Below are 23,452 nucleotides of genomic sequence, written 5' to 3' on the forward strand. Positions count from 1 at the left end.
GAACATGAGCAAACATTACGAAGCAGCAGGTGTGAGTCTGACAGCAGGATATGAGTCAGTCACCCGAATGAAAAAACACGTCGCCCGTTCGATGCGCAAAGAAGTATTGACGGGACTCGGTAGCTTTGGTGCGATGTTCGACCTCAGCCAATTGCAGTTGAAAGAACCGATCCTTGTCAGTGGGACAGATGGTGTCGGTACGAAACTCAAGCTCGCTTTCGCACTGGAACAACACGATACGATCGGGATCGACTGTGTCGCGATGTGTGTGAACGATATCATCGTCCAAGGCGCGGAACCACTTTATTTCCTTGATTATATCGCGCTCGGTCAGGCGATTCCGGCGAAGATCGAACGGATCGTCGCAGGTGTCGCAGAAGGTTGCGTCCAGGCGGGATGTACGTTAATCGGCGGCGAAACAGCGGAAATGCCAGGGATGTATGCGGACGGCGAATATGATATCGCCGGGTTCGCCGTCGGTGCCGTCGAGAAACAAAAATTAATCACAGGTGATAACGTCGCAGCAGGAGATGTCATTCTCGGTCTCGCTTCGTCTGGCGTCCATTCGAACGGGTTCTCACTCGTCCGTAAAATCGTCGCCGACAGTGGACTCCGCTACGAAGATGAAGTCATGATGCTCGGTCATACGCTCGGAAATGCGCTCCTCATGCCAACACGTATCTACGTCGAAGCAGTCAAAGCAGCCCTTGAGACGGAAAAGATCCAAGCGATGGTCCATATTACGGGTGGTGGATTCTACGAGAACGTACCACGCGTCTTACCGGAAGGGCTCGGCGCATCGTTCGATCCGAAAAAGTGGCCGACGTTACCAGTCTTCGACTGGCTCGAGCAAGCGGGTGACCTGCCACGACATGACATGTACAATGTCTTCAACATGGGGATTGGTTTCATGTTGATCGTCAAACCAGAAGATGTCGCGGAAGTAACAGCACGCCTCGCTCGTGAAAATGAGACGGCGTACGTGATTGGTCACGTGACCGATCAAGAAGGTGTTCGAATTCAAGGAGTCAACGCATGAAGATCGCCTGTTTTGCATCGGGAAGCGGTAGTAATGTCGAAGCACTTTTTGAAGCAATCGAGGCAGGAACGTTACATGCCTCGATTGAACTGATCGTCTGCGATCAACCGGACGCAGCAGTCATTGAACGGGCGAAACGACGCGGATGTGACGTCTTCGTCTTTCGGGCGAAGGACTATCCGGATAAACCGAGTTTTGAGCGGGAAATCATTGCCCGTCTTGAAGCAAAAGGCGTTGAACGGATCATTCTCGCCGGCTATATGCGATTGATTGGGGAAGAGTTGCTCGGACGATACGCAGGGCGGATCGTCAACATCCACCCGTCGCTACTGCCGGCCTTCCCGGGAAAAGATGCGATCGGACAAGCATTTCGTGGCGGAGTTAAAATCACAGGTGTTACAATTCATATAGTCGATGAAGGCATGGACACAGGACCGATCATGGCCCAAGAAGCCGTCCGGATTACAGAAGAGATGACGCGTGAAACATTGCAACAAGCGATTCAGCGTGTCGAACATAGACTGTATCCGCAAGTCATCGAAGAGTGGATGAAAGAGGAGGCAAACGTATGAGAGCGTTAATTAGTGTGTCGGATAAAACAGGAATCGTCGAATTAGGACGAGCGTTCCATGAAGCAGGGATCGAGCTCGTCTCGACAGGCGGAACACATCAAGCATTAGAGGAAGCTGGGCTTCCGGTCATTGGTATCAGTGAAGTCACACAATTCCCAGAAATGCTCGATGGGCGTGTCAAGACGCTCCATCCAATGGTTCATGGTGGATTACTCGGTCGTCGTGATCTTGAATCCCATCGTGAGCAGATGGCTGCGCAACAGATTCAACCGATTGATTTCGTCGTCGTCAATCTGTATCCGTTCAAGCAGACGGTCCTACAAGAAGACGTCGCCTATGCCGATGCGATCGAGAACATCGATATCGGTGGGCCAAGCATGTTGCGTTCAGCAGCGAAAAACCACGCGGCTGTCACGGTCGTCGTCGACCCAGCTGATTACGAAACGGTCGTTGCTGAGATTCGTGAAGGCGGTACGACGTTTGAGACACGTCAACGTCTTGCGGCGAAAGCCTTCCGGCATACAGCGGCGTACGATGCGTTGATTGCGGATTATTTCTTGACGCAAACAGGCGAGAAGTTCCCCGATCAGTTGACGATCACGCTTGAGAAAGTCCAAGACCTTCGATACGGAGAAAATCCACATCAAGAAGCAGCCTTTTATAAAACACCGATTTACCGTGGGGCTTCCCTCGCTTCAGCGAAACAGTTGCACGGTAAAGAGTTGTCGTATAACAACATCCAAGATGCCAACGCCGCACTCGAAATCCTTGATGAGTTCCGCGAAGCAGCAGCCGTCGTCGTCAAACACATGAACCCGTGTGGAGTTGCCGTCGGTCCAACGATTGGAGAGGCATTCCGCCGCGCACATGCAGCAGATCCAGTATCAATCTTCGGTGGCATCGTCGCCTTGAACCGTGAAGTTGACCTAGAGACAGCAGAACAATTAAGCGGCATCTTCCTTGAGATCATCATCGCACCATCCTTCACGGAAGAAGCATTCGCCTTGTTGTCAGCGAAAAAGAACATCCGTCTGCTTGAACTCGACGTCAAACGTGTCCAAGCGATCCGTTATACGGCAGTCGCTGGCGGCATGCTCGTCCAAGACAGTGACGATGAGACGCTCGATGATGCAGCAGCACGTGTCGTGACAGACCGCAAACCGACAGCAGCGGAATGGGAGGACTTGAAACTCGCATGGCGCGCCGTCAAACACGTCAAGTCGAATGCGATCGTTCTCGCGAAAGACGAAGTAACGGTCGGCGTTGGTGCAGGACAGATGAACCGTGTTGGTTCAGCGAACATCGCGATTACGCAAGCCGGAGAAAAAGCAATTGGCGCGTCCCTTGCTTCCGATGCCTTCTTCCCAATGGGCGATACGGTCGAAGCGGCAGCAGCAGCTGGCATTACGGCAATTATCCAACCAGGCGGCTCGATTCGCGACCAAGAGTCAATCGATGCGTGTAACAAACATGGCATTACGATGGTCTTTACGAACGTTCGACATTTCAAACACTAAGCGGAGGCGATTTGAATGAAGGTATTGGTGATTGGTAAAGGAGGGCGTGAACACGCGCTCGTCTGGAAGCTGGCACAGGATGAACGGATCGAGACCGTGTATGCTGCGCCTGGGAATGCCGGGATGACACAAGCCACATGTGTTCCGATCGCCGAAGATGCTATCGATGAACTCGTGACGTTCGCACAAGACGAACAGATCGATTGGACGATCGTCGGACCAGAAGGACCACTTGTTCTCGGAGTCGTTAACGCCTTTCAGGCAGCGGGACTGCAAATCTTCGGACCGACACGGGAAGCGGCGGCGATCGAAGGAAGTAAGCAGTTCGCGAAAGAATTGATGGAGCGTGCCGGTATTCCGACCGCTGCTCACGCCGTCTTTACTTCAGCAGCAGATGCAGAGGCGTATGTTCGCAAAGCGGGTGCACCGATCGTCATCAAAGCCGATGGACTTGCTGCCGGAAAAGGAGTCACGGTCGCAGAAACCGTGGACCAGGCGCTTGTTGCAATCCACGATACGTTTGCCGGAGAATACGGTCAACAAAGCCGCGTCGTCATCGAAGAATGCCTGATCGGAGAAGAGTGTTCGTTGATGGCATTCGTTCACGAAGAGACGGTCATTCCAATGGTATTGTCGCAAGATCATAAACGGGCGTTTGACGGTGACTTAGGTCCGAACACAGGAGGAATGGGCGCGTATTCTCCGCTACCTCAGTGGGACGAAGCGGCGTTGACGACAGAAGCTGTTGATCGCATCATTCAGCCGCTTGTCGATCAGATGGCAAGCGAAGGGATTCCGTTCACCGGCTTCCTCTATGCCGGTCTGATGCTGACGAAACAAGGACCGTTCGTCATCGAGTTCAATGCTCGGTTCGGTGATCCGGAGACAGAAGTCATTCTCCCGCGCTTAGAGACGCCGTTGCTTGATGTCATCATGCCGCTGATGGACGGACAGACACCAGAAGTCGTTTGGACGGATCAAGCAGCTGTCGGTGTCGTCGTCGCAGCAGAAGGATATCCGGAAGCGCCAAAAACGGAACAAGTGATTCCACTTGACCAGATCGGGGATGATCTTCTCGTTTTTCATGCCGGAACGGCAGGACGAAACGATCAACTTGTCTCAGCTGGTGGACGTGTCCTCGTGTGTGTCAGCCGTGCCGAGACAATCGAGCAGGCTGTTGAACAGGTCTATGCAAACTTACCAGACGTGACGGATCAGCCATTCTTTTACCGAACTGATATTGCTCAAAAAGCCTTTCGTGCCTCGCATGAATCATGATATCTGAACCAGACGTGCTCGAAGGAGCCTCGTCTGGTTTTTTGTTTCTTGGCGAAGTGCACGAAAAGATTTGTCTTCCATGGCGAATTTGTGTTATTTTGACCAAATGAATCCGGAACGGGGCAAAACTTCTTGAAACTTACTTAGCAACATTTTAGTATAAGAACTATAAGAAAGCGTTTTCAATAAAACAAAGGAGGTCGAGCTTTCGTGAAAAAAAATTGTGGAAGATCCCCTTGGACGAAATCTGAAGTACGAACACACCAAGCGGTCATCAGCGGAAAGCTTGCACCGACACTTGTCATACAGAATGCCACTTACCTGAATCATGGTGTCAAAGCATGGCGGACGGCGAACATCTGGATTAGTGGCGACCGGATCGTCTATGTCGGTCCAGAGATGCCGGAACAAGCCGATGCGTACCATGATGCGACAGGTCAATATATCGTACCCGGTTACATTGAACCCCATGCCCATCCGTTCCAACTTTACAATCCAGCGAGTCTTGCAAAATTCGCAGCAGAGCGGGGAACATCGACGCTCGTCAACGACAATATGTTGTTATTATTAGAGCCGACGGAGCAAGCGTTTGCTCAAGTTGAGGCGCTAGCAGACTTACCGACCTCGATGTACTGGTGGGCACGACTCGACGCACAAACCGAGCTTGATGCCGACAGTATCTCGATCGATAATCGCCGGATTCAAGCGTGGCTCAAGCATCCACAAGTCATCCAAGCAGGTGAGTTGACGGGATGGCCACGTCTCTCGCAAGGGGACGATGAATTGCTCCATTGGATGCAGGATGCGATCAAACTCGGAAAACCGATCGAAGGTCATTTCCCTGGTGCTTCAGCGAAGACGCTGACGAAGATGGCGCTGTATGGCGTGACGAGCGATCACGAAGCAATGACGGTCGAAGAAGCGATGACACGTCTTGAACTTGGCTATACGACGACAATTCGTTATTCATCGATTCGTCCAGATCTACCGGATATCTTTAAAGGTCTCGTCGAAGCAGGGTTGACGCAGTTCGATAAGGTGCTAGTGACGACAGATGGTTCAACGCCGTCCTTTTATAAGGCAGGCATGATGGATGAGACGATCCGATTGATGCTCGAGGCAGGCATCCCGGTCGAAGAAGCGTACCGGATCGCGTCGTACAATGCAGCGCGTCATTTTAATCTCGATCATCTACTCGGGAGTATCGCACCAGGACGAATCGCGCATCTCAATTTCCTTGAGGCAAAAGATGCACCGACACCTGTCGCCGTACTTGCGCGCGGCACATGGGTCCGTCAAGCCGACATCCCCTGTTACCCGGCAGAAGCGCTTGATGCTGTCTATGCGCTCATGCCACGCTCGGAAGTCCAGGTTTCCTTAACGGAACAGGATTTTTCGTTTAGCATGCCGGTTGGTCTTGAGATGGTCAATTCCGTCATCATGAAGCTCTATCAAGTCGAACACGATACAAGTGTGCCTGTGCTACCGACAGGATGTGATGAATCCTTCCTGATGTTACTCGACCGGGAAGGGAAGTGGCGACTGAATACCGTTCTGAAAAACTTTGCGACACAAGTCGGTGGTCTCGTCAGTTCGTACTCGATTAGCGGTGATATCTTGATGATCGGTAAATCGAAACGAGACATGCAAGTCGCGTTTGATCGAATGAAAGCGTTCGGCGGCGGAATCGTTCTCGTCGAGGACGGAGAAGTCATCGCTGAAGTTCCGTTGACCTTGATGGGGCAGACGTCCGACTTGCCACTCGAAGATTTGATTGTTCAGGAAACCGCTCTACGGGAAGCCTTGTTCGAACGCGGTTATGCGTTTGAAGATCCTGTCTATACGTTGCTATTCCTAGCGTCAACTCACTTGCCATATGTGCGGATCACGCCGCAGGGAATATACGAAGTCCTTCGGAAAAAAGTCCTTTTCCCAGCGATTTTGCGATGATGCTTGAATTTTAAAACGTCGCGCTTTAAACTATTAAAGAGCAATTGAATGGGAAAGGGAGTCACAAGATGCAACTCGATAAATTGCGTGGAAAAGAATTGGATCAGTTATTTACAGCCATCATGAAGATGGATTCATTAGAAGATTGTTATACGTTGTTCGAAGACTTAGCGACCGTCAACGAAATCCAGGCGCTCGCCCAACGTCTTGAAGTCGCACGTCAATTACGTGAAGGCAATACGTATCACAAAATCGAAAAGGCGACCGGTGCTTCAACAGCAACGATCTCGCGTGTCAAACGTTGCTTGAACTACGGTTCGGGCGGTTATGATCTAGCGCTTGCCCGCCTAGGTCTTATCGAGCAAGAAGTAGCGGATAACTAATGTTATCCGCTACTTCTATGAAGGGGGGCGTGTCATATTGGATTTTGCGTTACAACAAAGAATTCAACATTTCATTCGAAAGTTGACGCCCATCCAGTCACTCGTCATCATCTACTTCGTTGCGGTCATCATCGGGATCATTCTGCTCGGTCTGCCGTGGTCGACGAAAGGAAATTACGACTGGGACTTCACGGACCTCGTCTTCATGGCGGTCAGTTGTGTCAGTGTCACGGGTTTGACGACGGTCTCGGTCTCAGAAACCTTCACGACGTTCGGTTACTTCATGATCATGATTTTAGTACAAGTCAGCGGAATTGGCTTGATGTCGCTTCATATCGCGATGTGGGTCATCCTCGGAAAACGAATCGGCTTTCGGGAACGCCAGCTTGTCGTCCGAGATCAGAACCAGACAACGATGCAAGGGGTCGTCAAATACATTCGCGAAGTCATCTTGATCATCGTCTCGATTGAATTGATCGGGGCTTTGATTCTCGGACTATATTACACGAAATATTTTCCGACACTCGGAGAAGCGATGCTCCAAGGACTGTTCGGATCGGTCAGTGCGACGACGAATGCTGGTTTTGATATCACGGGTGAATCGTTACTACCATTTCGGGGTGATTTATTCGTCGTGTTCATGCAAATTTTGTTGCTGACGCTTGGCGCAATCGGGTTTCCTGTACTCGTCGAAGTCAGACGCTATATTTCCTACCGGGCGACACGCCAAGCGACTCGTCAACCGTATCATTTTTCACTATTTACAAAATTGACGGCGTCAACGTTCTTCATTCTCGTCCTGTTCGGAACGGTAGCATTGCTGCTATTTGAATGGAACCAATCCTTTAAAGGTTTACCGATCGATGAGAAGCTCGTCGACGCCTTGTTCCAATCCGTCACGACCCGAAACGGGGGATTGACGACGGTCGACATCACGTCCTTCTCGCAGGCATCGATTTTCGTCTTGTCGCTCTTAATGTTCATCGGAGCGTCACCGTCTTCCGTTGGTGGGGGGATTCGAACGACGACGTTCGCCGTCGCCGTCTTGAGTGTCATCGCCTTCATCCGAGGCGAATACGGGATCAAAATCTTCGGTCGTGAGATTGGTCAGTCAGACATCTGGAAAGCCTTCGTCGTCATCGTCGTCTCGACTGGTGTGACGATGGTCGGATTGATCGTCTTATTGCTTGTCGAAGATGCCCCGTTCCTCGTGCTGTTTTTTGAAGCCTGTTCAGCGTTCGGAACGACCGGTCTATCGCTCGGCATCACGGATCAATTATCGGATATCGGAAAATGGACGTTGTCCGTGTTGATGTTCATCGGTCGAATCGGTGTCATCTCGTTCGTTCTTCTCCTGAAAGCGAACCAACCGAAACGTAACTACAACTATCCGAAGGAATCCGTCATCATCGGATAAGGAGGCTCTTTTATGAAACGTGCCTTTTGGATCAACTTCGCCTATATCTTTGCTGTTCCTGTCTTACCGTTTTTGGCGCTCGTCAACGGCCGAGCACTCTGTTCACCGGATTCGCCGTTACTGGACGTTCCGGTACTCGGCTTCTTTTTGGCAGAACCGTGGGCGTTCGTGCCGGTATATGCCGTCTTTGCGTTGTTACTCGCATCGTTATTGACGAAACGACGGACACACGTCTGACCATCTCGCCCTGCGCGAGATGGTTTTTTGTTTTATACTGAATGTGGAATGAGAAAGAGAGGATGGGACGAACCGTGTTATTACCTTTTAATGAATGGCGACATGTCTTTAAACTAGATCCAGCAAAACCAATTGATGATGCTAGCCTGCAGGCGATTGCGACGTCCGGAACGGATGCGATTCTTGTCGGTGGAACAGATGACATCACACTCGATGCGACGCTTGATCTCTTGATGCGTTTGCGCCGGTATCCAGTCGCAGTGGCACTCGAGATTTCTGAACTCGAAGCCGCAACGATGGGATTTGATACGTATCTGACACCGACGGTCCTGAATGCGGGTACATTAGAGTACGTCGTCGAAAAACAAGTCGAGGCGTTAGAACAAGTCGGTCATATGCTGGCGCATGCTGATCTTGTCGGGGAAGGGTATATCGTCCTGAATCCTGATGCGAAGGTCGCGCATGTGACACAAGCAAAACCGCTAACATTAGATGAGACCGTCGCTTATGCGCAGTTAGCGGATAGCGTCTTCCGTCTACCGGTCGTGTATCTCGAATACAGCGGCGTTTACGGGGAACCGGAACGAGTCGCAGCCGTTCGCGATGTCTTGAAGCAGGCACGCCTGTTTTACGGTGGAGGAATCGACTCCGAAGAGCGAGCGCGTGAGATGCTACAGTATGCGGATACGATCGTCGTCGGGAACGTCATTTATGAGGATTTAAAAGCAGCGCTTGCGACCGTCGCAGCGACACGATAAAATATAGGAACAAAAGTTCGGAATATAAGAAATGAGGCTATTGATATGTTTAATTTGAGTGAACAGCTCGTCAGTGGACTAAACCCTGAGCAAGCAAGAGCAGTCAAGCATACGGAAGGTCCACTGCTGATCATGGCAGGAGCCGGTTCCGGGAAGACACGCGTCCTGACACATCGGGTCGCTTATTTGATGGCGGCTAAACAAGTCGCACCGTGGAACATCCTCGCGATTACGTTCACGAACAAGGCGGCGCGAGAAATGCGAGACCGGATCGGTCGTTTGGTCGGTGGTGTCGCGAACGATATTTGGGTCTCGACCTTCCACTCGATGTGCGTCCGGATGTTACGTCGCGACATCGATCAGCTTGGATACGATCGCAACTTCACGATTCTTGATTCAAGTGATCAGCAGTCGGCGATCAAGCTCGTCTTAAAGGAACAAAACTTGGACCCAAAAAAATGGGATCCACGTTCGATGCTGACGATCATCTCGTCACAGAAAAATGAATTACGCAGTGCTGAATTCTACGCCTCGATCGTGACGAGCCCGTATGAAAAGACAGTTGCTGAAATCTATAAAGGATATGAAGCGGTCTTACGCCGGAACAACGCGCTCGACTTTGATGATTTGATCGGAAAAACGACGGAATTGTTCAAGAAGAGTCCGGATGTCCTTGCTTACTATCAGAAGAAATTCCGTTACATTCATGTCGATGAGTATCAAGATACGAACAAAGCCCAGTATGATCTCGTCAACCTGTTAGCATCGGGACATCAGAATCTCTGTGTCGTTGGAGACTCGGATCAGTCGATCTATCGCTGGCGTGGTGCTGACATCGCGAACATCCTCTCGTTCGAAGAGGACTATCCGAATGCAGCTGTCATCTTACTCGAGCAAAACTACCGTTCTTCCAAACGAATCTTGGAAGCAGCCAACCATGTCATCCAAAACAACTCGACACGCAAAGATAAGAAACTTTGGACGGATAATGATGAAGGCGAGAAGCTCGTCGTTCATACGGCGGAGAATGAGCGGGAAGAAGCCTTTTATATCGTCCAGGAGATTCGGAACTCAATTCGTTACGGGATGAAACTGAGCGATATCGCGATTCTGTACCGGACGAATGCACAATCGCGTGCGATCGAGGAAACGCTTCTTAAGTCGAACGTTCCGTACAAAATGATCGGCGGCACGAAGTTCTACGATCGTAAAGAGATCAAGGACGTGCTTGCTTATCTCCGATTGATTTCGAATCCAGATGAAGACCTGTCATTCGCGCGGATCGTCAACGAACCAAAACGCGGGATTGGTGCGACGACGATTGATAAGCTGCGTGATTTCGCCGACTTACAAGGTGTGTCATTGATGGAAGCGATTCGCGATATCGAATTGTCGAGTATCGCACCAAAGACAGCAGCGAAGCTGACGGATTTCCGGACGATGATTCTCGGACTCAGCCAAATGCAAGAATTCATCAGCCTTTCGGAACTAGTCGAAGAAGTGCTCGAGAAATCAGGCTACCGCCAAGTACTGAAGGAAGATAAGACACTTGAAGCGCAGAGTCGTCTCGAGAACATCAACGAGTTCATCACCGTTGCACAAAACTTTGAGAAGGAGACGGCGAAAGCCGATCCAGAAGACCGGACGATCATCGCCTTCTTGACTGATTTGACACTCGTCGCCGATGTTGATTCACTCGACGAGACGGATCCGGAAGAACAAGTCACGTTGATGACGCTTCACTCGGCAAAAGGACTCGAGTTCCCTGTTGTCTTCTTGATTGGGATGGAGGAAGGATTGTTCCCACATAGCCGCTCGCTTCAAGATGAAGACGAGATGGAAGAAGAACGTCGCCTCGCGTATGTCGGGATCACACGTGCTGAGAAACGCCTTTACTTGTCACATGCGCGGATGCGCTCCCTTTATGGACGGACGAACGCGAACCAAGAATCACGGTTCCTAGCAGAGCTGCCGGAAGTCGTCATCGAGCGGACTGGTAAAAAAGCGAAGCCACTCCCATGGGAAGACCGTCCTGTCCCGCAAGGCAAGGCCGTCATCGGTCGCTCGATCAGTAAACCGACAGCAATGAAGACGTCAGGTGCGGAAACGCTCGGTTGGTCGGTCGGAGATAAGGCAGAGCACGGGAAATGGGGACTCGGTACAGTCGTCCAGACTCGTGGTGAAGGGGATAATCTTGAAATCGATATCGCATTCCCAGCAGTCGGAATCAAACGATTGCTCGCGAAATTCGCACCGATTAAAAAGGTATGACGGGAGGTCCACAGATGGACGCAAGCCAGCGTATAAATGAGATTCGTCAAACATTGAACCGATACAGCTACGAATACTACGTACTGGATCAACCAACGGTACCGGATGCGACGTACGATCAATTGCTTCGTGAACTGACGGAGTTAGAAACAGAGCATCCAGAACTGATCACACCGGATTCGCCAACGCAACGCGTCGGCGCGGCACCGCTCGAAGCGTTCGAGAAGGTGACGCATGATTTACCGATGCTGTCGCTCGGAAACGTCTTTGATGAGACGGAAATTCGCGAATGGGTCGCTCGGATTGAGCGGTCGCTCGGACGTTCGACGACGTATGTCGCCGAACTGAAATTCGATGGACTTGCGATCTCGCTGAAATACGAAGACGGTCGGTTCGTTCGTGGGGCAACGCGTGGCGATGGAACAGTCGGCGAGAACATCACGCAGAATCTACGGACGATCAAAGCGTTACCGCTTCGTCTGCAGGCGGAAGAGACGGTCGAAGTCCGCGGTGAGGCTTACATGCCGAAACAATCGTTCGAACGCTTAAATGAAGACCGGGCTAGCCGGGAAGAGACGTTGTTCGCGAATCCGCGTAACGCGGCAGCAGGTAGTCTGCGTCAGCTGGATTCGTCGATCACAGCGTCGCGTAATCTGTCGTTATTCGTGTATGGCGTCGGTGTCAATACGTTGACGGCCCGTTCACATAGCGAAGCGATGGCACAACTCGCTTCACTTGGGTTACCGACCAATCAACATATGCAGACGTGTGAGACGGTGGAAGAGATTCTTGCCTACATCGCACATTGGACGGAAGCACGCGCGAGCCTGCCATATGAGATCGACGGAATCGTCTTGAAAGTCGATCGATACGATGATCAGGAGGAGCTCGGCTTCACAGCAAAAAGTCCCCGCTTCGCGACAGCCTATAAGTTCGCGGCGGAAGAAGTCATGACGACAGTCGAAGACGTTGATTTCAGTGTCGGTCGGACCGGGAAAGTCACGCCTCGTGCCCGTTTTGCACCGGTCGTCGTCGCGGGATCGACGGTGACATATGCGACACTACACAACGCCGACTTCATCGCTGAAAAAGATATCCGCCTTCAGGACTCGGTCATCATTAAAAAAGCGGGCGATGTCATCCCGGCAGTCGTACAAGTCGTCACGGCAGAACGGACAGGGGAAGAAACACCGATCGTTTTCCCAACGCATTGTCCGGCCTGTCAATCGGAACTTGTCCGTCTCGAAGGTGAAGTCGACATCCGCTGTGTCAGTCCGGAATGTCCAGCACAATTGATGGAAGGCATCATTCACTTCGTTTCGCGTCAGGCGATGAACATCGACGGTCTCGGTGAAAAAGTCGTCCGTCAATTGTATGACCATGAAGCAATCCGGACGATTGCCGATTTATATCGACTCGATCGTGAAGAGTTGTTGACGTTCGACCGGATGGGTGAGACGTCCGTTGATAAATTACTTGCGGCGATCGAAGCTTCGAAACAGAACTCGGTCGAGCGTCTCTTGTTTGGTCTCGGAATCCGTCTCGTCGGTCAAAAAGCAGCATATCTTTTAGCGGAACGTTTTGATTCGTTAGCAGGAATTGCAGCTGCAAGCTACGATGAGATTGTCGCAATCGATGGCATCGGTGGGAAAATCGCAGATTCAATCGTGAAGTACTTCGAACATCCGGAAGCAAAGGCATTGATTCGTGATTTGGAACAACTCGGCGTTAATCAACGTTTCCTTGGGGAACGGGTTGATCAGACGAATGCACCACTCGGTGGCAAAACGATCGTCTTGACGGGGACGCTCGAGAGCTTAAAACGGTCAGAGGCTGGTAAACGACTCGAAGCACTCGGTGCCGATGTGACAGGAAGCGTCAGTAAAAAGACAGACGTACTCGTCGCAGGGGAAAAAGCAGGTTCTAAGCTGACGAAGGCTGAATCGCTTGGTATCGAAATTTGGGATGAAGCACGTCTGTTAGAAGAACTAGCTAAACACGAAGCGTGAGAAGAATGAATGAGAACAATCAAATAAAAAGGAAGGCGGAATTCCGCCTTCCTTTTTTCGTGTTCATCCTTGTCACGAAGCAATCGTCTCGCTCCGAATCAAAGTACCTTGTTTGATGAGACGATTCGTTGCCGTTTCTGGTGGATCACAGGTGATTAATGTGATGGTTGGGGAAGCGACAGATTGATCGAGGACGGACAATGTCGTCGGTGTGACAAGACGACTGGATGTGATGCGGTACGTATACCGATGTGTTTTTGTCGTGACGACGACGGTATCGCCTTTTTTGACGTCAGGCAGGCGATTGAAATGAAGCCCTTCCGTGAAACTTCGGTGTCCGGCGAGCGCATAATTGCCTTTTCCGGGTGATCCGGTTTCTGGAATATGACCGATACTACGGTCTAAGACCGCTGTCGTCGAGCCTTCTAAGATGACTTGCTCGAAATCTATGCTTGGAATCGATAGCAGTCCAACACCTGATTTTGCGAGCGGTTGTTTCGTCTCTTTTGCATCGACGGTCTTTAGACTTTTTGTCCATTGTTCTTTTAAATTGGCTGCCTCTTGTTCACGCTGATAGTCACTGATGAAGGGCCAAGCGATCAGAGCGATGCCTGCGAGTAAAAAAAGCAGACCGATGAATTTACGACGTGTCATGAGAAAAAGTCCTTTCGGATACGCTAAGGCGCATCATCTTTTTTAAAAATCAGGGAAAAACTTGTCCTTCCCCGATGGAAAACGATTCTGTTATGATAAAGAGAACGATTTAAAAACATGGGGTGCAAATAGAGATGAACTATAAAACAGCAGTAGCGTTGACGTTATCGAGCACGTTATTTTTAGGTGCTTGTTCGTTCGACCTTTCGCCAACGAGCGATACGAAAGAAGTCATTACTGAAAGTGAACAAGGTAAGGAAGTCCAAGCCGTTGTCAGTCCAGCCATTGATACGACGGATTCGTACTACCGGACGGTCTTGCCGTTTCGTCCAAGTGTTGCACGTGGAATGACACAAAAACGTGTCAGTTCACGTCTTGAGCTTGATGAAATCGAAACGGGTTTAATGCGTCACTCGACACAGTTTTTTGATCCGGAAAAATACTATTATCAAGAAGGTCAGTTACTCGAAGCTGACCAAATCGCGAAATGGTTGTTACGAAAAGGAAAAGCAGGAGATGGGGTCAGCGATCCAGAAGGTCTGAACCCAGCTTATACGTCTGGTAAGTCGTATAAAGAAAAAAATCAAAAGTCACCTATGATTCTATCGCATATCTTAGAGCAAGACTACATGCTTGAAGAAGATAAGAAACTCGAACTCGGTGGCACGTCGATTGCGCTTGTCTTAAATAGTGAGTATGTGTTCCAAGATGAAAACTATGGACCAACCTATACCGTTAAACTTGATGAAAAGAAAGTCGTTGCTGAAGGAAAGCGGATGGCGAATGATTTAGTCAAGAAGATGCGTAAGACACAAGGGATGAAGACGACACCGATTCACGTCGCTCTCTACCTCCAGGAAAAAGAAGGTTCACCGGTTTCCGGTCACTATCTCTCGTCTGCCTTCATCGGTCGCGGGAATCAAATCAGTGCAAACGACTGGAAAAACTACAATGAGCGCTATTACTACTACCCGTCAGCACGCGCGACGAATGATGTGCGGGATGATGCGGCGAAATTCGATTTATTCAAAGACCGTCTAGAAGACTACTTCCCGAACTACACTGGTATGATGGGGGAAGGCTTCTATCAAGAAGATGAACTGAAAAAGCTTGAGATGAAGATTCCCGTTCAATTTTACGGAAAAGCAGAACTCGTCGCATTCGTTCAGTACGTGACGTATCTGCTTGAGAATCGTTGGGAGTATAATCGAAACATTCCAACGACGATCACTGTGACGAACTTGAACGGGGATACGGAAGCGATGCTGTTCCTCGATCCGGATACAAAGAAACCGATCGTCAAGATTCGCTGATTTCTCGATTCACTTTATGAAGCGACATTCCTCCAATGGACGGAATGTCGCTTTTTTTTGTGTAACGGATGCTGAAAGAGAGAAGTATATGAATCAGAAAGGAAGGGTATGGAAGAAGAATGGTATTTTGTTTCACTTTCCCATTTTTTAGATTTACGAAAGCTAGTAGGAGAGAGCATAATGAAAGAAGAACAGTTCTACACACAGGAACGACGCGGTAAGTGATGAATCGTTAGTTCTTTTAAAAAGAAGAGGATAAAGGGGAGATTTAGATGAAAGGCGGTATCTATTCACAAATCGGTGCAGTTCGAGAGGAACTACCATCATCCTCACGAAAAGTCGCAGACTATGTCTTGACGCATATGAACCAAATTGCGCGCATGACGATTCACCAACTTGCAGAGGAATCAGATACAAGTGCCGCTGCAGTCGTCCGCTTTTGCCGCGCGCTCGGATTAAAGGGATACCCGGAGTTGCGGATGCGCATCTCTGCCGATACAGCACGGACGGATTTAAAAGGGTATCACGATATCGAAAAGGATGAACGTCCTGTCGACTTGATTGAAAAAACGCTTAGTAACAGCATTCAAGCGTTACAGGATACTGCGAAGCAGTTGAATGATGAACGGATTGCGGATGCGATTGATGTGATTGATCAGGCACGCGCGATTTATTTTTACGGGATTGGGGCATCGCATGTCGTAGCTGAAGACGCTGCTCAAAAATGGACGCGTGTCGGGAAACTGGCGATTCAAGAAACGGACCAGCATCTACTTGCAACGATTTTAGCGAATGCACGTAAAGAAGATGTCTTCTTTGCGATTTCCTACAGCGGAGAAACGGAAGAGGTCGTCGAGTTGATCCGTTTGGCGAAAATCCAAGGGCTGAGGGTCATCAGTCTGACACGTTTCGGGGACAATCGGATCAGCCAACTCGCGGATATCGCGCTTTGGACATCCCGCGCACCGGAAGCGCCGCTTCGTAGTGCAGCGCTCAGTTCGCGTCTCGCCCAACTATTTGCAATCGATGTCTTGTTCTTATCGTATGCTGCGGGACATTATGAAGACACGCTCGAACGTCTTCAATACACGCGAGAAAGCGTTAAGACACTGCATCAAAAGAAATAAGGGGGATACATATATGTCAGAACGAACTGCCGGACTAGACGCGTTGTATCCAGAAATGGTCGAGCGCCGTCGTTATTTACATCAGCACCCAGAGTTGTCGTTTCACGAAGTCGAGACCCCGCGTTATATCGCGCGACATTTAAAAGCGCTCGGAATCGAAGTCAGGACGGAGGTCGGCGGACGTGGTGTCGTCGGGTATATTCGTGGAGGAAAACCGGGGAAGACCGTCGCGTTACGTGCTGACTTTGATGCCTTACCGATTGCTGACGCTAAAGAGGTCGCGTATCGGTCAACGGTTCCGGGTGTGATGCATGCATGCGGTCACGATGGTCATACGGCGACGTTGCTGGCCGTCGCAGAGACGCTCATGCAACAGCGGGAATCATTACCGGGGAACGTCGTCTTGATTCATCAACATGCGGAAGAAGTCGTTCCGGGCGGTGCACGCGATATGATTGCGGACGGTTGTCTCGAAGGGGTCGATGTCATCTTCGGAACGCATCTTTGGTCAACAATCGATTTAGGACATGTCGGTGTTCGGACCGGTCCGATCATGGCAGCGGCTGATAAGTTCGAGCTGACCTTATATGGAAAAGGCGGACACGGTGCGAAACCACATGAGACGATTGATGCTGTCTTACTCGGGGCAACGATCGTTAAGGAATTACAATCAATCGTCAGTCGTCAACTCAATCCACTGGAACCGGCAGTCGTGACCGTTGGAACATTACATGCTGGGAATACGTTTAATGTCATTGCAGATCAAGCGATGTTGACAGGAACGGTCCGGACGTTTGATGAAGCGACAGCGGACGAGATCATTGAGCGGATGGAGCGGACGATCAAAGGAATCTGTGAGGCAGTCGGAGCAACGTATCACTTTGCGTACGAAAAAGGCTATCCAGCTGTCATCAACCATGCTGCACCCACCGCATTGATTGAATCTGTCGCACGAGAAGTTTTAGGAGACGAGCGTGTATTTGAGATTGAACCGACGATGGGTGGCGAGGACTTCGCTTATTACTTGCAACACGTACCGGGCGCGTTCTTCTTTACAGGAGCGGGAGATGCTTCGTATCCACCGCATCATCATCCGCAGTTTGATTTTAAGGAGCCGGCGATGCTCGATGCAGCGCGTATTCTCGTCGAAGCGACGTGGCGGTATTTAGAACAAGCGACTGAAGCATGAAAAAAATCGCTCGTCTTGACTCCGAAAAGGAATCAGGGCGAGCGATTGCTGTCTTTTTATCCTAAAATTTCTTGAACACGACCGACTTGACCGTCTTCTAAGCGCACTTTAATCCCGTGCGGATGTTGCGGAGATTTCGTGAGAAGGTCTTTGACGATTCCTTCTGTTCGTTTACCTGTTCGTTGATCTTGCTTCAACACGATGCTGACTTTAAGACCGGGCGTGATATTTTTACGTGTTTTACCATCCATCTGTAGATCCTCCCATCGTTCATTTCCTGTTTGGCTATCAGTATAACATGGTTCAGTCGGTGAAACTTGTTTGTCGCAAGGACGTAAAGTGAAAAGAGAACAGAATGTCAGAAAAAAGTTTGACTATATTTGACCAATTAAGATACGACTTTTATAATTAAGGTAATGAAGTATAGGAAAAGGAAGTGAATTCGAATGGCAAAAGACTACTACCAAACACTCGGTATCGCAAAGGATGCATCGAATCAAGATATTAAGCGCGCGTACCGCAAATTGGCGAAGCAGTATCACCCAGACGTCAATAAAGAGGCGAGTGCGGACCAGCGTTTCAAGGATATCCAAGAAGCCTTCGATGTGCTTGGAGATGAGGAAAAACGAGCGAAGTATGATCGATACGGCAGTAACTTCGATCAGATGGCAGGTGCTGGAGCTGGTGGCGCTGGAGATTACGAAGATCTGTTCCGACAGTTCGGAGGTGGTGGACGGACACGACCTGGACAATCGTTCGGATTTGAAGACATGTTCGGTTCGTTCTTTAGTCAGGAAGAAGTGTCGACCGATGAAGAGCTTGAATTGACGGTCCCACTCAGTCATCTTAGTACGAACGAAAAAGTCACGGTGCGTCTTGCGACGGGTTCGATCCAGCTGACGCTTCCGAAAGATGTCTATGACGGTAAAAAAGTCCGCTTACGTGGAAAAAGTTCAATGCGTAACCGACAAGGTGTCGCGGGAGATGTTTACGTGACGATTCACTTGAAGGATGACGATCAATTCCGACGGGTCGATCAAGACGTCATTTCAACCGTCCGTGTTCATCCGACGACGCTTGTGCTTGGAGGCGAAGTCGTCGCAGATACGCTTGAAGGGAAACGAATCAAACTGAAAGTCAAACCGGGCACGAAACCAGGAGCACGACTCCGGATTCCAAATCGTGGTCTCAGTCAAGCGAATGGTCATCGTGGGGCGTTACTCGTTCAACTCGAAGTCAAGTTACCTGAGATGGACCGTGCCTTTTATGAAGAGTGGGAACGTCAACTTGCAGTGAAGGAGTGATCAAGGATGGATTTTGAACGTTTAACGGATCGGGCACACGAGGGAATCGTCTCTGCCCAAGCGATCGCGAAACAACGTCGTCATAGTGAAATCACAGAATGGCATTTGTTACTCGCCTTACTTGCTCAAGAAGAAGGAATTGCACGAGTTGTCTTTGAAAAGCTGAATCAACGGATTGAGACATTGAATGCTGCGATTGACGAGGCGATTGGTAAACTTCCTGCCTTGTCCCAGGCGACGACGCCTCGGATCGGGGGCTCGTTGCTGAACGTGTTGACGGAAGCAGAGACGGAAGCGCGCCTCATGCAGGATGACTATGTCTCCGTCGAACACTTATTGCTAGCATTGATCAAACAATCAAGTCCAGCAGCTCAGTACCTACGTCGTCAAGGCATCACAGAAGAGACACTCCGGGAAGCGATCGTCAGTATGCGAGGCAATCGGAAGGTCACGACGAAAAATCCTGAAGAGACGTTTGATGTGCTGAAAAAATATGGACGTGATCTCGTAGCGGATTTCCGGTCTGGGAAAACAGACCCGGTCATCGGTCGTGATGATGAGATTCGACGTGTCATCCGGATTTTGAGTCGGAAGACAAAAAACAATCCCGTCTTGATTGGAGAACCCGGCGTCGGGAAAACGGCAATCGTTGAAGGACTCGCGCAACGGATCGTCCGAGGAGATGTACCGGAGAGTCTGAAGAACAAGCAGTTGTTCAGTTTAGACATGAGTGCGCTCGTCGCTGGTGCGAAATACCGTGGTGAGTTCGAAGAGCGACTGCAAGCAGTCTTGAATGAAGTCAAGGAAGCCGAAGGACAGATTCTCTTGTTCATCGATGAGCTGCATACGATTGTCGGTGCTGGGAAGACGGACGGCGCAATGGATGCCGGAAACATGCTCAAGCCGATGCTTGCGCGAGGAGAATTGCACTGTATCGGTGCGACGACGCTGGATGAGTACCGGAAGTATATCGAAAAGGACCCGGCGCTCGAACGTCGCTTCCAACAAGTCCTCGTCGCGGAACCAGATGTCGAGGATACGATCTCCATTCTGCGTGGACTAAAAGAACGATTCGAGATTCACCACGGTGTACGGATTCATGACAATGCGCTCGTCGCGGCGGCGATGTTATCCGATCGGTATATTACGGATCGGTTCATGCCGGATAAGGCGATTGATCTCGTTGATGAAGCATGTGCGATGATTCGGACCGATATGGAGTCGATGCCAGCTGAACTCGATTCGCTCGTCCGTCGAGTCATGCAGCTCGAAATCGAGGAAGCAGCGTTAAAGAAAGAGACGGATGAAGCATCCCGGAAACGACTCGCCGTCTTACAGCAAGAACTCAGTTCTGTCCGAGAAGACGAGAGTGCGCTACGGACACGATGGGAACGGGAGAAAGAGAGTTCGCAAAGTGTTCAGCAGTTACGTGCGGATCTTGAGAAAGCGAAACTGGCGTTACAAGAAGCGGAAGGGCGCTATGACTTGAACCGAGCATCGGAAATCAAGTACGGGCAAATTCCGGATCTTGAGGCACGTCTGAAAGTCGCGGAAGAGTCATCTGAACACGTCTCACACGAACTCGTTCGAGAAGCGGTGACGGAAGAAGAGATATCCGACATCGTTTCGAAATGGACCGGTATTCCGGTGACGCGGCTTGCTCAGGGCGAACGCGAAAAATTACTTTATCTTGAAGATACGCTTCATGATCGCGTCTTCGGTCAAGACGAAGCAGTCCGTCTCGTCGCGGACGCTGTCATTCGAGCGCGAGCAGGCATTAAGGATCCGAACCGTCCGATTGGCTCGTTCTTGTTCCTCGGTCCGACAGGGGTCGGGAAGACAGAACTCGCAAAAGCCTTGGCAGCCGCGATGTTCGATAGTGAAGATCACATCGTCCGCATCGATATGTCGGAGTATATGGAAAAACACAATGTCTCCCGTCTCGTCGGTGCGCCTCCGGGATACGTCGGTTATGAAGAAGGCGGTCAATTGACGGAAGCCGTCCGACGGAGCCCGTATTCGGTGCTGTTGTTCGATGAGATTGAAAAAGCGCACGGAGACGTCTTCAATATCTTGCTTCAGTTGCTCGACGATGGTCGATTGACGGATGCGCAAGGACGCGTCGTCGACTTCAAGAACACGATCGTCATCATGACGTCAAACATCGGGGCGCCAATCCTGCTTGAAGCAGCAAAAGATGGTGTCATCGATGCAGCGGAAGAGGAAGCCGTTCGCCAAGAACTGAAGCGCCACTTCCGACCGGAGTTCTTGAACCGGATCGATGATACGATTTTATTCCATCCACTCCACCGGACGGAAATCGAACGAATCATCGACAAAGCGGTCGAGAAAATGAGTTCACGTTTATCTGGACGTGGTATTACGATTGATGTCACGGATGCTGCGAAGACGTTGATTTTCGAAGAAGCATTTGAACCACAATACGGCGCGCGTCCAATCAATCGTTATATGCAACGAACGATTGAGACGAAACTTGCCCGTGCCTTGATTAGTGGGGCGATTCAAGATGGTGCCCGGATTGCGATTGATGTAGAAGACGGTGAACTTGTCGTCCACGGATGAAGCAGATGCTAGAAAAAGGAGTCGACTCGGCTGAAACGAGTCGACTCCTTTTAGCGTTTACGGAAGAACCATATCCGTATCCGTCAGATGCGTGATAAGCTAGAAAAAAAGAGAAAGAGGGAACGCCATGAATGTTACACAAGCACAACTCGAGGAGTTGATTGAAGAATGCCGTCCGTATACGGTGCTTGGACAAGTCGCCAGTTACATCCCAGAGCTTGCGAAGGTTGATCCGACACAGCTCGGAATCGCCGTCTGTAATGCCGACGGAACGTTCGTTTCGGCAGGTGATGCGGATACGATGTTTACGCTACAGAGTGTATCGAAGATCATCACGCTCGCATTCGTCCTCGAGACATTCGGAGAAGATTATGTCTTTTCAAAAGTCGGGATGGAACCGACGGGCGATGCGTTCAATTCGATCGCAAAACTCGAAGAGACGATTCCAACAAAACCGCTTAATCCAATGATCAATGCAGGAGCACTAGCCGTGACGAGCATGTTACCGGGAACGGATGCTGCCGATAAATTACTTCAATTGCGTCAATTCATCGCAAAGCTATTGGATATTGAAGTAGAAATGGTAAAATATGACGCAGATGTTGCTGAATCGGAATTCGAAACGACGGATTTAAATCGCGCATTGTTGTACTTCATGCGCTATCACGGTGTCATCGAAGGCAATGTCGAAGAAATCATCGACGTCTATACGAAACAATGTGCGATTTTGACGAACTGTAAAGGACTTGCCATGATGGGGAAAATTTTGAGTACATCTGGAAAAACACCATCAGGACGCCAAGTCATTTCACGTCGGAACGCACGAATCATTCGAGCGATCATGACGACGTGTGGCATGTACGATGCATCTGGAGAATTTTCCGTCCAAGTCGGGCTTCCAGGAAAAAGTGGTGTTTCCGGTGCAGTCGTTGCTTGCGGTCGAAGTGATTTCGATATGGCTGATCTCGGAATCGGTGTCTTTGGACCATCGCTTGACGCAAAAGGAAACTCCATTGCCGGAACAAAAATGCTGGAATTACTCGTTCAACGTCATCCATGAGCGATTTCAATCTGATCAAGCGCAGAACGTAGCTCGTCCTCTAACCGCTTGATCTGACGCAAACGCTCTTCTTGATAAGCAGATGGAACCTCGAAAGAGCGCCATCTTTCTAATCGCTGATACGTATCATTGATGTGTCCGAGTCGTGTCTGGGTTGTCTTTAGACGATCAACAGCAGACTTCGGTTGATGCGTGTAGGGACGAAGGTACTCGACCGTATAACGGTATGCTTTTGTAGCAAGCCGTAATTCATGCATCCGTTCGACACGCTTCGTTCCATCCTTTCGTTGCACTTTTTCAAATTGTTCACGTTTTTTCTCATAGCGTTTCTCAGCGGCCTGAATCAGCTCTTTTTCTGACATCCGCTTGAGGCGCTTTGTCATCGGACCAGCTAAAAAGCGACGAACGGATCGATCCAGTTCATTGGAGATCAAGAGATGCATCGTCTCGATTAAAGTCGAACGTTTTCCTTGAAGTTGCAGAGCGACATGGTTCGCGAACAACTGATCGATTTCTGTTTTGTTTGAGGTCGCTTCGAGTTGTACGTCGAGGTCACGGACTTCGCCGAAAGCATGCATCAGCCGCTTCCAAATCAAATAAACGGGTTCCTCCGTCAAATCGACCAATCGGGCGAATGTGATCAGTTTCCGTAACCGAATCCGCGCTTGATGGACATCTTCCGGATTCTCAAACGTTTGAGCCTCTTTGGCATAATGATTGAAGGTAGACCATGTCTCAAGCAGTTCGAAAGTCAGCTTTTCAGTATCTCGATGGTTCATGAGATGAATCCC

The 23,452-nt window shown here is 50.0% G+C and carries 20 protein-coding genes; 17 read left to right on the top strand and 3 right to left on the bottom strand.

From position 1 onward, the window contains the following. Positions 1–4: 4 nt before the first annotated feature. From purM to ligA, 11 genes are all read left to right on the top strand, one after another. Positions 5–1,039, top strand: a complete 1,035-nt coding sequence (gene purM, locus EXW93_RS02230; RefSeq protein ID WP_174316005.1) for a phosphoribosylformylglycinamidine cyclo-ligase — start codon at positions 5–7, stop codon at positions 1,037–1,039. Beyond that, positions 1,036–1,611: a phosphoribosylglycinamide formyltransferase gene (purN, locus tag EXW93_RS02235; RefSeq protein WP_023467073.1), complete on the top strand. Its 576-nt coding sequence runs from the start codon at positions 1,036–1,038 to the stop codon at positions 1,609–1,611. Before purM ends, purN begins: the two co-directional genes overlap by 4 nt. Beyond that, positions 1,608–3,128, top strand: a complete 1,521-nt coding sequence (purH, locus tag EXW93_RS02240) for a bifunctional phosphoribosylaminoimidazolecarboxamide formyltransferase/IMP cyclohydrolase (protein WP_035398962.1) — start codon at positions 1,608–1,610, stop codon at positions 3,126–3,128. Before purN ends, purH begins: the two co-directional genes overlap by 4 nt. A gap of 15 nt (positions 3,129–3,143) precedes the next feature. Further along, the gene (gene purD / locus EXW93_RS02245; RefSeq protein WP_023467075.1) at positions 3,144–4,406 is read left to right on the top strand and encodes a phosphoribosylamine--glycine ligase; all 1,263 of its coding nucleotides are present in this window, start codon (positions 3,144–3,146) and stop codon (positions 4,404–4,406) included. A 210-nt stretch (positions 4,407–4,616) separates the two neighbouring features. Then, a complete protein-coding gene (locus tag EXW93_RS02250; RefSeq protein ID WP_023467077.1) occupies positions 4,617–6,356 on the top strand; it encodes an adenine deaminase C-terminal domain-containing protein in 1,740 nt (579 codons plus the stop codon). A 68-nt stretch (positions 6,357–6,424) separates the two neighbouring features. Then, entirely contained in the window at positions 6,425–6,739 is a 315-nt protein-coding gene (locus EXW93_RS02255; protein WP_023467078.1) for a YerC/YecD family TrpR-related protein, read from the top strand. Between the two features lie 37 nt (positions 6,740–6,776). Beyond that, complete coding sequence (locus EXW93_RS02260; protein WP_035398960.1) at positions 6,777–8,156, top strand: TrkH family potassium uptake protein; 1,380 nt, start codon at positions 6,777–6,779, stop codon at positions 8,154–8,156. A gap of 12 nt (positions 8,157–8,168) precedes the next feature. Next, positions 8,169–8,393: a hypothetical protein gene (locus tag EXW93_RS02265; RefSeq protein WP_035398958.1), complete on the top strand. Its 225-nt coding sequence runs from the start codon at positions 8,169–8,171 to the stop codon at positions 8,391–8,393. Positions 8,394–8,467: 74 nt separating this feature from the next. Then, a complete protein-coding gene (gene pcrB, locus EXW93_RS02270; RefSeq protein WP_035398956.1) occupies positions 8,468–9,151 on the top strand; it encodes a heptaprenylglyceryl phosphate synthase in 684 nt (227 codons plus the stop codon). Positions 9,152–9,196: 45 nt separating this feature from the next. Then, positions 9,197–11,422 carry a DNA helicase PcrA gene (pcrA, locus tag EXW93_RS02275; RefSeq protein WP_174316007.1) on the top strand — a complete coding sequence of 742 codons (2,226 nt, stop codon included), beginning with the start codon at positions 9,197–9,199 and terminating at the stop codon, positions 11,420–11,422. Between the two features lie 14 nt (positions 11,423–11,436). Further along, positions 11,437–13,431, top strand: coding sequence for an NAD-dependent DNA ligase LigA (gene ligA / locus EXW93_RS02280; RefSeq protein WP_174316008.1), 1,995 nt, complete (start codon positions 11,437–11,439; stop codon positions 13,429–13,431). Positions 13,432–13,503: 72 nt separating this feature from the next. Here ligA and EXW93_RS02285 read toward each other — a convergent pair whose 3' ends face one another. Beyond that, positions 13,504–14,085, bottom strand: coding sequence for a class D sortase (locus tag EXW93_RS02285; RefSeq protein WP_023467085.1), 582 nt, complete (start codon positions 14,083–14,085; stop codon positions 13,504–13,506). Positions 14,086–14,219: 134 nt separating this feature from the next. Between EXW93_RS02285 and EXW93_RS02290 the strand changes: the two genes are divergently transcribed. The 3 genes from EXW93_RS02290 (at position 14,220) to EXW93_RS02300 (ending at position 17,714) form a co-directional block, all read left to right on the top strand. Continuing rightward, positions 14,220–15,398 (top strand): CamS family sex pheromone protein, encoded by a 1,179-nt coding sequence (locus EXW93_RS02290; protein ID WP_023467087.1) that lies wholly within the window; start codon positions 14,220–14,222, stop codon positions 15,396–15,398. 272 nt (positions 15,399–15,670) lie between these two features. Continuing rightward, complete coding sequence (locus tag EXW93_RS02295) at positions 15,671–16,525, top strand: MurR/RpiR family transcriptional regulator (RefSeq protein ID WP_023467090.1); 855 nt, start codon at positions 15,671–15,673, stop codon at positions 16,523–16,525. Positions 16,526–16,538: 13 nt separating this feature from the next. Next, entirely contained in the window at positions 16,539–17,714 is a 1,176-nt protein-coding gene (locus EXW93_RS02300) for a M20 metallopeptidase family protein (RefSeq protein ID WP_035398948.1), read from the top strand. Between the two features lie 56 nt (positions 17,715–17,770). On the opposite strand, the gene EXW93_RS02305 is transcribed toward EXW93_RS02300, so the two are convergent. Then, positions 17,771–17,965 (bottom strand): YwbE family protein, encoded by a 195-nt coding sequence (locus EXW93_RS02305; RefSeq protein ID WP_023467094.1) that lies wholly within the window; start codon positions 17,963–17,965, stop codon positions 17,771–17,773. Positions 17,966–18,160: 195 nt separating this feature from the next. Here EXW93_RS02305 and EXW93_RS02310 point away from each other — a divergent pair, with 195 nt between their 5' ends. The 3 genes from EXW93_RS02310 (at position 18,161) to glsA (ending at position 22,661) form a co-directional block, all read left to right on the top strand. Further along, positions 18,161–19,018, top strand: coding sequence for a DnaJ C-terminal domain-containing protein (locus tag EXW93_RS02310; protein ID WP_035398947.1), 858 nt, complete (start codon positions 18,161–18,163; stop codon positions 19,016–19,018). Positions 19,019–19,024: 6 nt separating this feature from the next. Then, positions 19,025–21,601, top strand: a complete 2,577-nt coding sequence (clpB, locus tag EXW93_RS02315; protein WP_075642980.1) for an ATP-dependent chaperone ClpB — start codon at positions 19,025–19,027, stop codon at positions 21,599–21,601. A gap of 127 nt (positions 21,602–21,728) precedes the next feature. Further along, entirely contained in the window at positions 21,729–22,661 is a 933-nt protein-coding gene (glsA, locus tag EXW93_RS02320) for a glutaminase A (protein WP_023467099.1), read from the top strand. On the opposite strand, the gene EXW93_RS02325 is transcribed toward glsA, so the two are convergent. Next, a complete protein-coding gene (locus tag EXW93_RS02325; RefSeq protein ID WP_023467100.1) occupies positions 22,652–23,440 on the bottom strand; it encodes a CHAD domain-containing protein in 789 nt (262 codons plus the stop codon). The two genes, glsA and EXW93_RS02325, sit on opposite strands and share 10 nt — an antisense overlap. Positions 23,441–23,452 lie beyond the last annotated feature (12 nt).

The organism is Exiguobacterium sp. JMULE1 (assembly GCF_013337175.1).
GTDB lineage: Bacteria > Bacillota > Bacilli > Exiguobacteriales > Exiguobacteriaceae > Exiguobacterium_A > Exiguobacterium_A indicum.